The following is a 12,015-nucleotide window of genomic DNA, read 5'->3' on the forward strand; positions in this document are numbered from 1 at the left end:
AAGATGGGTACACTATGAATAGTCAACATTAAGGAGGTTGCTGTGCGGGCTTCATATAGGACTGACTTATCGGATGCAGAGTGGAATCTGATCAAACATTTGGTAGAAAAGCCAAGAGTAGGATTCCAAGAAAAATACTCTCGAAAAGAAATACTCAATGCGATTTTTTATATTACACGGGCTGGATGCCAATGGAGAAATTTACCTCACGATTTTCCTCCTTGGCAGGCAGTATATGGGAACTTTCGGAATTGGGAAACGAGGGGCGTCTTTGAGCAAATTAATACAGCCCTGCATGAGCAATTGCGGATAAAAATAGGAAGAGACAAAGAGGCGACTGGAACCCTCATAGATAACCAAGCAGCCAAAACTACCGAAAAAGGGGGCCTTGCAGCGGTTACTGTGCGGCCAAAAAGGTATTTGGGAGGAAAAGATATATTCTTGTTGATACGAAAGGCTTGCTCTTACAAGCAAAAGTCACTGCTGAATATGCAAGCGACAAGCAAGGCTTAATAGAAATTTTGCAAGAAAAAAAATATCCCTCCGTACGTAAAACATGGGGAGACTCTGACTATTCAAGAAGTGATCTGAAGACTATAGCTAGCCAGCATGGAGCTGAATTAGAGGTTATTAAAAGGCCTCCCGAAAGAATTTGCGTCTATAATGAACAATGGCAAGCTGAATACCTTCCTATAGAAAGAGAGTTTACAATCCTTCCTCGAAGATGGGTGGTCGAAAAAACCTTTGCGTGGATGGGGAGAAACAGGCGACTTAGCCATGCTTATGAGTGTTTGCCGTGCCTTAGTGAGTCCTATCTATACATCTGCATGAGTCGATTAATGTTCTCTCGATGGAATAAAAAATTATGCTTGAAAACTCGCTCTTAGCTTAAAAATTTCCATTGCATGCAAAAATATATGAACATTTCCAATTGGTTTTGAATGGTTTTCCTATTTTGTATTTACCATCCATCCCGAAAATTTGTCTAAAAAATGCAAAAAACTCTCCAGGTGTTCGGGAGGGAAATGATACTTTTCTTCAGATTTATAGAGAATTTTTCGAAAGCATTCTAGCCAAACTTGTCTGGCATTTTCGTCTATCGCAAAAGGAAGATGTCGTTTGCGCATCATGGGCGGCCCATATAATTGGTGATAAAGAGGGGGGCCACCAAGCAAAAAAACGAAAAAAGCGGCGGATTTTTTTGAGGCTTCTAGCATGTCCTCGGGAAAAAGAGATCGAATGCTTGATTTTTCTAATTCGGCGTAAAAATCTTCAAGCATTTTGAAAATATTTTCCTCTCCCATCTTGGCATAAATCTCAGGACTTAAGCGAATATCTTGCGGAGGGCCTCCAAGAGGGATATAAGGGTGGGGACTAGTCATCGCGGAGCTTCCTTGTTCATTTTCTCGAAACATTTTAGCACAAGTGAGGTTTTGAAAAATAGATATTGCGAAAAAAATGTCTCCCCTCCTACTTTGTGACCAAGAAATGAATTTTTGCAAATTCGAGGAGAAAATATGTATCAAGAAGCCGTGCCTTACCGAGTCGGTGATGTCAGCATGCAAGGTTATCTGGTTTATGATCCCACGAGTAGGGAAAAAAAGCCTGCTATAGTCATTGCCCACGCTTGGAAAGGGCAAGGTGAATTTGAACGAGAAAAAGCCAAGCAATTGGCTAATCTTGGGTATGTTGCTTTTGCCGCAGATGTCTACGGGGAAGGAAAAACAGCAGAATCGGATGAGGAAGCGGCGGCTTTAATGGCTCCTCTTTTTGTGGAGCGCAAAACTTTGCGCGAAAGAATTAGAGCAGCTGTTAGGGCTGTCAAACAATGTCCTGCCGTAGATCCTAATAAAATAGGGGCTATAGGATTTTGCTTTGGAGGGTTAACTGTTATTGAGCTTGTGAGAAGCGGAGAAGATATTCGGGGAGCGGTGAGCTTTCATGGGATATTGGGGGATACACTTGGAGGTAAAAAAGCCCGCCTTGAACCCCTGGCCAAAGAGATCAAAAGTGCCTTATTGATTCAACATGGGTATGAAGATCCCTTAGTATCCTCTAGCGATATTGCGGCGATCCAAAAAGAATTAAATCGGGCAAATGTCGATTGGAAAATGGACATTTATGGACACACTTCGCATGCTTTTACTAACCCTTCGATGAGGGATACGGAGCATGGGCTTGTGTACAACGCAAAATCTAGTCAACGCGCATGGACTTCTATGCGCAATTTTTTTGAAGAAATATTTAAATAAGGGTTCTCATGAATATTCACGCATCGATTACTTGGATATATGCACTTTTCGTATTGATCGGAGGAATGATAGGATATGTAAAAGCCCAAAGTTTAGCTTCCTTGGTGATGGCGGCTGGATTTGCAGCTTTATTAGGATTTGCTGGTTGGTTGATGTGGAAAAGTCGACGAGAAGGCTATTACTTGGCGATTGCCTTGATCGCATTTTTAGGCCTTTTTTTCCTCTATAGATTTTCGATGTCCATGAAGTTTATGCCAGCTGGTTTGATGGTGCTTTTAAGTTTAGCCACAGGAGCTGCTTTTGCCTTTTTAAAAGAGAGAGGGGAGTAACTTAAAATGTAAGGTGGGAGGCTTTATAGGTTAAAAAGCTTGTTTTCGTCTGTCACCTTCCTTTTTTATTTCAACTTAACAAACCGGGATAAGTGCCCTGGGCTTCAGATCTGTCAGCTTGTGAAATAGTGGATAGAAAAGGTCAGGAGCTCAACTGGATATAAACAGAAGCTATCGTTATCCGCTCCGCTATTAGGATAAATGGTGAATCTCTTTTTAGGGACGGGGTGGGAGAAAGGGGGTGTGTACAACCCAAATGTTGTCTCTTCGCTTTAAACAATTTATTGGCAAAGCAGAGTGTCTAAAGGAGTAAGACACCCTTTGAAAATTTATTTGGCGCTTTCTACTCCCCCTGCTGGCTTTTGCGCTTCAGTTTGCGCTTTCTCCTCTCTTAAGCGTTGCTTTTCCCGTTCAGTAAGGGCTTGAAGTTCAGCAAGATCACTCATGGTAATATTATCTTTTCTCATTAAGCTGAGCAATTTTTCTCGTACGAGCGAGCTTTCAATCGAAAGGGTATTTTTAAAATTGGCGTAAAGGACTTTTTTAACATCAAGTGTGATAATAGCTTGTTCGAGTTCTACTTTGTGGGACCACATGGGAACTTTTTTGCGACTATAAGCCCTCTCTTGCAGTTCTTGCAGACGTTTTTGATCTTTTGCAATTAAATCTTCAATCTGCTTATAAAAAATTTGTTCCTCTGCCTGAAAAGAGAGAGAAGAGGGATGTGCCGCTTGGAGAGCGGAGCAATTAAATAGCCCGTAGCAAGCTGTTATCGCTAAAGCTTGGAAAATCCGATTTATTTTCATCATCTATCTCCTTTATTCTTCCTATTTAAAAATTCCTATTCTTAGGGTTTATCCTATATTTTTTTCCAGTTTTTTTAATAAGACTCGATCGAGATCTATGCTGGATTTAATATTAATAGAAAGTGTATTCTAAAGCACCCATTCATTCATTATTAATAATAGAGGTACATATGAGCAGCGCTTCCGCTCGGGGATCATGGGGTTCGCGAATTGGTTTTATTTTTGCCGTAGCAGGTTCGGCTGTGGGGCTAGCAAATATTTGGAGATTTCCTTACTTGGTGGGCAAACATGGGGGAGCCGCTTTTATTCTTGTTTATATTCTGAGTTTGCTGTTAATTGGATTTCCCGTTTTTGTAGCGGAAATTTTAATTGGACGTGCCACTCAAACAAGTCCAAGCGGGGCTTTCCAAAAATTAGGAAGATCGGCTTTTTGGTCATGGACTGGAAAAGTCACGGTATTCACCGGGTTTATTGTGAGTTCTTTTTACAGCGCTGTGGCTGGATGGATTTTTGGCTACTTTATTGAAGCTTTAAAAGGAAACTTAACTGTATTTTCTTCGACCGAGGCTGTGGCCCATTATCACACTTCTCTTATGCAAAATCCGTGGTGGGGAGTGTCTTTTCATTTTGTTTTCATTTTACTTTGCAGCATGATTCTCTATTTAGGCGTTAGGAGAGGGATTGAAAAATGGAATAAGTTTCTGATGCCTCTTCTCTTTGTAGTCTTGATCATTTTAGTCATCAAGGGATTGAGTTTATCGCATGCCCAAGAAGGTCTTCGCTTTTTATTTCATCCGGATTGGAGTTTGTTAACCCCTGCTGTGCTTTTAACTGCTTTAGGGCAAGCTTTCTTTACCTTAAGCGTAGGGCAGGGAACCATGGTGACATACGGCAGTTATCTTTCAAAAGAAGAAAATATCGTGAAAAGTTGCGTGCCGATTTTATTAATGGATACTCTTGTTTCAATTTTAGCGGCAATGGTTATTTTCACCATTGCTTTTTCTGCTGGGGTAGAGCCAAGCTCGGGTCCGGTCCTTATTTTTCATACTTTGCCTTGGGTGTTAAGTCAAATTCCCGGCGGCTATTTGGTGGGTGTGCTTTTCTTTTTAATTGTAGTGTTAGCAGCCCTCACCTCCGAAATTTCGGCCATGGAGCCTACGATTGCTTATCTTATTGATGAAAAAGGATGGAATCGCCATCTTGCTGTTTGGGCATGCGGAGTCGGTGCATTTCTTCTTGGTATTCCAAGCGCTTTGTCGTATAGTTTGTTAAAAAATACCACTTTTTTTGGAATGCCTTTTGTGAGTTTAATGGAAGCTATTTGTGGGTATATTTTGATTCCTGCGGGTGGGTTTTGTGCCCTCATCCTTTTATCTAATCGTTGGGGCATATGGAACGCCCTAGAGGAATTAAAAGCGGGATCGCACGATTTTTTTAAGCGTTATCCATGGATTTTATCTTACTTTTGGTTTTGCTTTCAGATTTCTGCTCCTATTTTAATGGTAATTATTTTTCTTGAACTCATTGTTAATAATTTTCTTTTAAAATGATGACACAAAACTATATCAAATCTTCATTTTGCCAGGAAGATACCACCTTTGAAGCTCCTTTGCGCCCCCCTACGCTTGCAGATTTCATAGGGCAAGATCCGATTCGTGAAAGATTAGAAGTAATGATTGGAGCAGCCAAACAAAGGGGAGAAGCGCTTGGCCATTGTTTGTTTAGCGGTCCTCCCGGGCTTGGTAAAACCACTTTAGCCAATATTTTGGCAAAAGCCATGGGAACTAACATCATTGTGACCTCAGGGCCTCTCATTGAGAAAGCGGGAGACTTGGCCGGTGTTTTGACTAATTTAAAAGAAGGGGATATCCTATTTATCGATGAATTGCATCGCTTGCCCCCTGCAACAGAAGAATATCTTTATCCTCCTATGGAAGATTTTGTATTAGACTTAATGATTGATAAAGGGCCCAATGCACGGAGTATCCAATTAAAACTTCCCCGCTTTACGCTAGTGGGGGCCACGACGCGTGTGGGTTTATTAACTTCTCCCTTGCGTTCTAGATTTGCATTTTCATGCCGCTTAGATTATTATGAGCCCAAAGTTTTAGAGCAAATCCTCGGGCGTACCGCGCAAATTTTGCATATGACCATCGATCAGGAAGGATTAGCTGAAATTGCAAATCGCTCCAGAGGGACCCCCCGCATAGCGAATCATCTGTTAAGATGGGTGCGAGATTATGCCCAAATGCGGGCAAATAATTGTGTGACGCTACCGATTGTAGCTAAAGCCCTAGACATGTTAGCGATCGATCAGATCGGCTTTGACGAAATGGATAAGAGAATTTTAGAAGTTTTAATTGATCACTACGATGGTGGCCCGGTGGGATTAAATACACTTGCGGTTGCAATTGGAGAAGAAAAAAATACAATAGAGGAAGTGCACGAGCCTTATTTGATCATGAAAGGGTTTATCAAGCGTACACCCAAGGGGCGTGTTGCAACGGAATCTGCCTACAAACACTTAGGAAAATTAAAAAAGAGAAGGACGAAGAATTGATGAAGATCATGCGTAACCTACTGCTTTTATTGGCAAGCTTGTCATTTTCCATTTCCGCACAAGCGGGAATATGGGAAGCTGTCACAGGCCTTTTATGGAAACAAAGCTCCTCAGCTCAACCTTTGGTGAATGTCTTGATCGTCCATGATCAACCTAGCATAATCCTGGAAGTTAAGGGAAAATACCAATTGTACGATCCCCACGAAAATTCGCACATTAGTACCCGTTTTTTAGGCAAGCGTAAAGCGGTTGAAGCGGTGTCTGGCGGATTAAAATGGGGAGAAGAATTTCCTGGAATTCATCAGTTAAAAGTTATTCCAGATGAACCTACCACAGTTTTGAGCGTGGATGGGGTGGAATATCCAGGTTCTTTGCTTGTGTATGATATTGGGGGAACGATCAGTATCGTCAATCAAGTTCCGCTTGAAAAGTATCTGGAAGTGATTTTAGCACCCCAATTTGTTGATCCGCTATCTGAAGAAGCGCTTGCAGCAGTCGCGATTATTGCTCGGACCTATGCATACTATCAGCTAGAGAACCCCAAAAATCCTTACTGGACGGTTGAAGGAAGCCGGGTAGGATATCAAGGAAATGGGGCGACCCGTTCTCGTAGCCTAATGGCAAAAGCTATTAAAGCTACGCGGGGGATGGTGTTGAGTCGGGCAAAAGGGAAATCTGAAAAAGTATTGGCTCCTTTTGCTGCACAATGGGGTTCAGGATCAGGTGGAAAAGCTACTGGACAGCAACATTCTATTTTTTCCCGCATTACCCTTTTTGAAGCTGAAGAAATGGCTCGCAAAGGGGAAAATGCCGCGCAAATCTTGGCCAAGGCATTCCCAAATGCAACCATCGAGCTAATTAAGTAGACATTTTAAGGCATTTGAGTTTTCAAATGCCTTTTAGTTTTTTAGATACCAAACTTTATGACTGATTCCCCCTATCAACTTTCTTCTTACCATTTTGACCTTCCCCCAGAATTAATTGCCCAACATCCTTGCTATCCTCGCGATCATTCTCGCTTGATGATTGTAGATAGAAAAGCAGGCTCATTGAGTGAGCTCCCCTTTTATGAACTCCCCCATTTATTGCAAAAAGGGGATAAACTCATTTTTAACAATACTAAAGTGATTCCAGCCCGTTTATTAGGTAGAAGGACAACGGGAGGGCAGGCAGAAGTTTTCCTTAAAACCCAAAGAAGCGAAGGCGTTTGGGAAGTTTTAGTGAAGCCAGGCAAGCAATTAGGGAAAGGCTCTAAGGTCGTTTTTAGCGAGACATTCTCTTGTGAAGTTATTGAAGTGCTTACAGGAGGAGCACGCTGTGTGCGATTTTTTTACGAAGGGGATTTTCAGCAAGCTTTAGAAAAACATGGCAAAATTCCATTGCCTAAGTATATTAAAAGAGAACCAGATACCCAAGAAGATGGGGAAAGTTATCAAACTGTCTATGCCGCTCATCCTGGCGCTGTCGCAGCCCCCACAGCTGGATTGCATTTCACGCAGCCCTTATTGGAACAATTAAAAACCCAAGGAATTGAAAGAATAGAACTGACTTTACATGTGGGCTTGGGAACTTTTCTTCCCATTAAAGTAGAAGATATCCGAAAGCATCAAATGCACGAGGAATCTTTTATGATTAGCGATGAAGCAGCCATGCAATTAAATGAAGGCTTAGCAGGGCGCCTAATTTGCGTAGGCACCACGAGTTGTAGGGCTTTAGAATCCGCTGCAGGACGTTCGACGATCATTCAGCCAGGAGAGTATTCAACAGATATCTTTATTTCTCCCGGATACAAGTTTCGCAAAATGCAGGCGTTGTTAACGAATTTTCATTTGCCCTGTTCTAGCCTTTTAGTTTTAGTAAGCACCTTTGCGGGCCACGAGCTCATTCGAGAGGCCTATCAAAAAGCTGTGAAAGAAAAATTTCGTTTTTATTCTTATGGCGATGCTATGTTGATCCTCTAATTCGTCCCCAGCTTTTTTTGAGCTGCTCATTTGAATGAAAATCTTTCTTTACCAAAGCATCTCACATACAGACTTTAAGAGCGGTAGGAAATTCACAAAAAATTAATATTTTTGTGAAAAATTAGGGGAATTAAATGCGACTATGAGAGCTATCTAAAAGTTTTTTTGCAGGCGTTCCTCCCCTTATCCTTTGTAACCCAATCAGATGAACTATATTATGACGAACTCCCAAGGATCAGCTGAAGTTCCTTACTTGGCTATTCTACTCGGCATTTTTTAAAGTAATTTTAAACAATTAAGAGAAGTTTTTATACGGCTACTCTTTCTTTCTTTCTTTCTTTCTTTCTTTGCTTCTTTGTCACTTAACCTCACAGATTCTTTAGTAACCAGCATTCTATGCCTAATGACAGCAAGCTTTCTCACGACAGCTACGGATGCTTATCTACTGCCAAAAGTTGCCATCGTTCAGGAAGATAGATTCAAAGCGGCTGCAATAAAGCGAAAGGAGAGAGTGAAAGGGAGCCATAGATTAGAGGCTAATAATGAGGCCAGAAAGTTATGCAAGAGGCTAAAAGGTATTATAGACGTTACCTTGAAGAAGCAGCAATATAGCAAATTAAGCAGTTCAGTTGGGAAGCAACTAAAAGAGTTAAGAATGGGAAGGCAAGGCGTAGAAAGCCAGATTAAGGTTTGGTTGCTAGCAATAAACCAAAGCTAGGGATACCAAGTGGCATAGGAGAAGAACTGTCTAGGAAGCATGTGGAATAAGGAAGTCTTGAAAGTTTATTATTTTATTTTTGTATTTATGCAGCAAGGTCCTCTAAAACCCTCCTTTTCTCTTATTTTGCTTCCAAAAGCAAGGCTGAATAAGGAAGCATTTCATAAAATTCCCTATCCACAGCCTTGGTTGGGTTTTCTACAAAATCTTCCGGGGAATCTTTTCTTGTATTGACCACCCAGTGCCATTTATAGGGGGAAGGGCTTACTGGAAGATGGACTTTAAGGGGAGCGTTGCTTGCATTAAATGCCGCGTATAAGGAGCCCTCTTTATTTGGGCTTTTAAGAGTAAAGGCAATAAACCGGTTGTCGAAGTCCCATTGGGGCTGAAACGGTTCTATTCCATGCCAATCGATATCTTGGGGGGTTAAAAAAGTATTCCTTTGTAAAATAGGGCGGGTATGCCTAAAATGGATGAGCCCTTTATAATAACGGTAAAAGGCTTTGTTAGCATTTAATTGCTCCCACAAAAACCAGTTGTACTCGTTGTCTTGGCACCAGGTGTTGTTGTTTCCTTTTTTTGTATGCCCATATTCATCCCCCATTAAAAGCATTGGAACTCCTTGCGAGAGCATTAAGGCTAAATGGAAGTTGCGCATTTGTCTTTCGCGCAATTTAAGGATCTTCCCCTCTTTGGTGATTCCTTCAGCCCCACAGTTCCAGCTGTCATTGTCATTTGTGCCATCCCGATTATTTTCTCCGTTGTCTTGATTGTGCTTGAAGTTATAGCTGACAAGGTCTCTCAGTGTAAATCCATCGTGGGCGGTTATAAAATTAAGGCTACTGGTGGGGGCTCGCCCTTTCCCGTACATATCGGAGGATCCAGATAGGCGAGTGGCAAATTCCCCTTTTTGCTGAGGGGTTCCTTTAATAAACCTTCGGATACTATCGCGATAGCGTCCATTCCATTCGCTCCATCTGTTTTTTTGGGGATAAAAGTTTCCTACTTGATAGAGCATGCCAGCATCCCAAGGTTCTGCAATCAGTTTGGTTTGGGACAAAATAGGATCTTCGGAAATGGCTTCGATTAAAGGGGAAAAGGGGGTAGAAACGCCTTGTTCATTTCGCGTTAAGGCTGAGGCTAGATCAAATCGAAAGCCATCCACCTGCATTTCAACAGCCCAATAGCGTAAGCATTCCAGAATGAATTCTCGTACGATTGGGTGATTGCTATTGAGAGTGTTTCCACACCCGGTATAGTCTTTATACTGTCCTTTTTCATCTTGTAGGTAGTAAATTTGGTCAGCGAGGGCTCTAAAGCAAAATTCTGGATTGTTTTTTCCCCCTTCTGCTGTGTGATTAAAAACCACATCGATAATCACCTCTATTCCATGCCGGTGAAGCTCTCTAACCATCGTTTTGAAGTCTTGAATGGCACTTCCAGGGGCGGGATTAGAGGCATATCGATTCATGGGGGAAAAGAAATTAACGGTCGAATAGCCCCAATAATTATAAAGTTGTTTTTTCTGCAGGGGAAAGAGCGTTTGGTATTCATTTTCATTAAATTCTTGAATAGGGAGAAGTTCAACCGCGTTGATGCCCAAATCTAATAAGTAGGGGATTTTCTCCACGATGCCCAAAAATTGTCCAGGGTAGGCGACTTGGCTGGAGGGATGCTGTGTAAACCCTCTTACATGCATTTCATAGATGATAAGCTTATGTAAAGGATGGCGGGGAGACTCGATATTTTGCCAATCAAAAAAAGGCAAGGGGGGAATGGCTCCTAAGGGAGCATAAGGCTTAGCTTCTCCCCAACTAGAGGGAGAAGCTAGGGATTTGGCGTAGGGATCTAGCGCCGTCTGGTAGAAAGTGCCATCCTCTTTTTTTATTTCAAAGGCATAAAGGAGGTCAATAGGGGGAGGTTTTACATAAATATGCCAAACTTCTCCCGTTTGAAGTAGAGGAATGCGAACGATGGGTGCCTCTGAAGAGTTGGCAAACAGAAGCAGGGTGACCGAAACTGCTTGATGAACAAAAATGGCAAAATTGGTGCCTGTACAATCGGTCGAGATCCCCAAACGAAGAGGAGTTCCTTTTTCTACTTGCAATGAGAGAGAGTTTAACACGTATTGGCCTTAGGTAAACAAATGGGGGATACCTTGTGTATAACCAAATAAAATTTTCTTTGCAAAATTTTTTTATATTATTTTAAGAATGTCATTTAATTGGCTTGATTAAATTGCAGTTTATTGGCAGAAAATAATATAATACAAAAACAGGAAAGAATGGTTATTGTTTGTTTGAATTTTAGAGACGATTTTAACGTTGGGCTTAATTGAAGTTGCTCAGAAAACAGTTTACTTTTAAACGACAATCTTGCATCTTAAACTTTTTTAAGAACTGATTCTTACCCGAAAATTATGAAAAACTTTTAAACTGTAACCCTAGGTTGCAGCGTAACCTTTAGGAGGTTGTGTATGTCGTTTGAAAATGCTAAAGAGAATCTTAAGGAGTTTGGAAAAGAACTTGGTTTAGAGGGGTTAGAGTTTGATGAAAACAATACCTGTATTTTAGGGATCGATGACGAGTTTTCGTTGCATTTAACTTATGAACCAAACTCTAAAAGACTCTATCTTTATTCTCCGCTGCTGGATGGTCTTCCACGCGACGACAAAACAAAATTGCGTCTTTATGAAAAGTTACTAGAGATGTCCATGCTTGGTGGCCAAATGGCTGGAGGAGGCGTGGGTGTAGCGGTGCAAGAGGAACTTATTTTAATGCACTGCACCATCGATATGGAGCATGCTGTTCCATCGGCGTTAAGAGCATTTGCTCCTCTGTATGTGGAAACAGTTGAAGGCTTACGCAAGCTATGCACAGAGATTTCAGAAGGTAGAGATGTTGCTTCCAAGCCAAAAGAAAGCGAGATGCTTCCTGGTGGCGGATTGCCTGGTGGCAAACAAGGTCCTGGATTTATCAAAATCTAGATCTATTAGCTGCTCTAAAAGTGTCGCTGAGTAAACACTTTTTTATTCACCGGCACTTTTTTAGGCATCACGCGCCACAATCCTCCTTTTTAGGTTAACACCCTAAATCTTCATTTTTACACTAGAATCTAACCACCCTGAAAAGCCTATCAGAGAGGATTAAGGAAGCATTTTCCATAGGGCCTTGTTTTCCCACTTTTCCTGCTAACCAAGGAAAATTCCTTGCTTTTTTTCGATGGACGCTTAAGAGCGCTTAAATCCCTTTAAATTGCGTTGAGGATCATCATTAAGAGGTGGGATTAAAGGAGCTAGGCCTAAAGAAAAGAAGACAGAAGCAGCAACCAAAAACTTTCTTCTAGTTATTTCCTATTTTTAGGGCTGCTTTCGAGAAATTTTTTTGGCC

At 41.5% G+C, this 12,015-nt stretch carries 10 protein-coding genes and 2 pseudogenes; 9 read left to right on the forward strand and 3 right to left on the reverse strand.

Annotated elements, in window-relative coordinates:
* Window positions 1-42 precede the first annotated feature (42 nt).
* A pseudogene (locus tag PARA125_RS10145) lies at window positions 43-270 on the forward strand (transposase); the annotation flags it as partial.
* A gap of 78 nt (window positions 271-348) precedes the next feature.
* Window positions 349-887 (forward strand): annotated as a pseudogene (locus tag PARA125_RS04455) (transposase); the annotation flags it as partial.
* 63 nt (window positions 888-950) lie between these two features.
* Here PARA125_RS04455 and PARA125_RS04460 read toward each other — a convergent pair.
* A complete protein-coding gene (locus PARA125_RS04460) occupies window positions 951-1,382 on the reverse strand; it encodes a globin domain-containing protein (RefSeq protein WP_249274198.1) in 432 nt (143 codons plus the stop codon).
* Window positions 1,383-1,517: 135 nt separating this feature from the next.
* Between PARA125_RS04460 and PARA125_RS04465 the strand changes: the two genes are divergently transcribed.
* Both PARA125_RS04465 and PARA125_RS04470 read left to right on the forward strand, forming a co-directional pair.
* Window positions 1,518-2,252, forward strand: coding sequence for a dienelactone hydrolase family protein (locus PARA125_RS04465; RefSeq protein ID WP_213157542.1), 735 nt, complete (start codon window positions 1,518-1,520; stop codon window positions 2,250-2,252).
* An 8-nt stretch (window positions 2,253-2,260) separates the two neighbouring features.
* Window positions 2,261-2,581, forward strand: coding sequence for a TMEM14 family protein (locus tag PARA125_RS04470; RefSeq protein WP_213157543.1), 321 nt, complete (start codon window positions 2,261-2,263; stop codon window positions 2,579-2,581).
* Between the two features lie 329 nt (window positions 2,582-2,910).
* On the opposite strand, the gene PARA125_RS04475 is transcribed toward PARA125_RS04470, so the two are convergent.
* Complete coding sequence (locus PARA125_RS04475; RefSeq protein WP_213157544.1) at window positions 2,911-3,390, reverse strand: hypothetical protein; 480 nt, start codon at window positions 3,388-3,390, stop codon at window positions 2,911-2,913.
* Between the two features lie 167 nt (window positions 3,391-3,557).
* On the opposite strand from PARA125_RS04475, the gene PARA125_RS04480 reads away from it, so the two are divergent.
* The 4 genes from PARA125_RS04480 to queA are packed head-to-tail and all read left to right on the forward strand — an operon-like array spanning window position 3,558 to window position 7,908.
* On the forward strand, window positions 3,558-4,937 hold the full coding sequence (locus tag PARA125_RS04480; protein WP_213157545.1) for a sodium-dependent transporter: 1,380 nt from the start codon (window positions 3,558-3,560) through the stop codon (window positions 4,935-4,937).
* Entirely contained in the window at window positions 4,934-5,947 is a 1,014-nt protein-coding gene (gene ruvB / locus PARA125_RS04485) for a Holliday junction branch migration DNA helicase RuvB (RefSeq protein ID WP_213157546.1), read from the forward strand. The genes PARA125_RS04480 and ruvB overlap by 4 nt, the downstream gene beginning before the upstream one ends.
* An 8-nt stretch (window positions 5,948-5,955) precedes the next feature.
* Complete coding sequence (locus PARA125_RS04490) at window positions 5,956-6,813, forward strand: SpoIID/LytB domain-containing protein (RefSeq protein ID WP_249274199.1); 858 nt, start codon at window positions 5,956-5,958, stop codon at window positions 6,811-6,813.
* 57 nt (window positions 6,814-6,870) lie between these two features.
* Window positions 6,871-7,908: a tRNA preQ1(34) S-adenosylmethionine ribosyltransferase-isomerase QueA gene (queA, locus tag PARA125_RS04495; protein WP_213157547.1), complete on the forward strand. Its 1,038-nt coding sequence runs from the start codon at window positions 6,871-6,873 to the stop codon at window positions 7,906-7,908.
* An 839-nt stretch (window positions 7,909-8,747) separates the two neighbouring features.
* On the opposite strand, the gene PARA125_RS04500 is transcribed toward queA, so the two are convergent.
* On the reverse strand, window positions 8,748-10,751 hold the full coding sequence (locus tag PARA125_RS04500; RefSeq protein ID WP_213157548.1) for a glycogen debranching protein: 2,004 nt from the start codon (window positions 10,749-10,751) through the stop codon (window positions 8,748-8,750).
* 351 nt (window positions 10,752-11,102) lie between these two features.
* Here PARA125_RS04500 and PARA125_RS04505 point away from each other — a divergent pair, with 351 nt between their 5' ends.
* A complete protein-coding gene (locus PARA125_RS04505) occupies window positions 11,103-11,612 on the forward strand; it encodes a CesT family type III secretion system chaperone (RefSeq protein WP_213157549.1) in 510 nt (169 codons plus the stop codon).
* The last annotated feature ends 403 nt before the right edge of the window (window positions 11,613-12,015 follow it).

The sequence above is a fragment of the Parachlamydia sp. AcF125 genome (assembly GCF_018342475.1).
Lineage (GTDB): Bacteria > Chlamydiota > Chlamydiia > Chlamydiales > Parachlamydiaceae > Parachlamydia.

Bases quoted from the DNA above. Each gene is read 5' to 3' on its own strand.
- PARA125_RS04460 (WP_249274198.1), bottom strand. From the start codon at position 1,382: ATGACTAGTCCCCACCCTTATATCCCTCTTGGAGGCCCTCCGCAAGAT.
- PARA125_RS04465 (WP_213157542.1), top strand. From the start codon at position 1,518: ATGTATCAAGAAGCCGTGCCTTACCGAGTCGGTGATGTCAGCATGCAA.
- PARA125_RS04470 (WP_213157543.1), top strand. From the start codon at position 2,261: ATGAATATTCACGCATCGATTACTTGGATATATGCACTTTTCGTATTG.
- PARA125_RS04475 (WP_213157544.1), bottom strand. From the start codon at position 3,390: ATGATGAAAATAAATCGGATTTTCCAAGCTTTAGCGATAACAGCTTGC.
- PARA125_RS04480 (WP_213157545.1), top strand. From the start codon at position 3,558: ATGAGCAGCGCTTCCGCTCGGGGATCATGGGGTTCGCGAATTGGTTTT.
- ruvB (WP_213157546.1), top strand. From the start codon at position 4,934: ATGATGACACAAAACTATATCAAATCTTCATTTTGCCAGGAAGATACC.
- PARA125_RS04490 (WP_249274199.1), top strand. From the start codon at position 5,956: ATGCGTAACCTACTGCTTTTATTGGCAAGCTTGTCATTTTCCATTTCC.
- queA (WP_213157547.1), top strand. From the start codon at position 6,871: ATGACTGATTCCCCCTATCAACTTTCTTCTTACCATTTTGACCTTCCC.
- PARA125_RS04505 (WP_213157549.1), top strand. From the start codon at position 11,103: ATGTCGTTTGAAAATGCTAAAGAGAATCTTAAGGAGTTTGGAAAAGAA.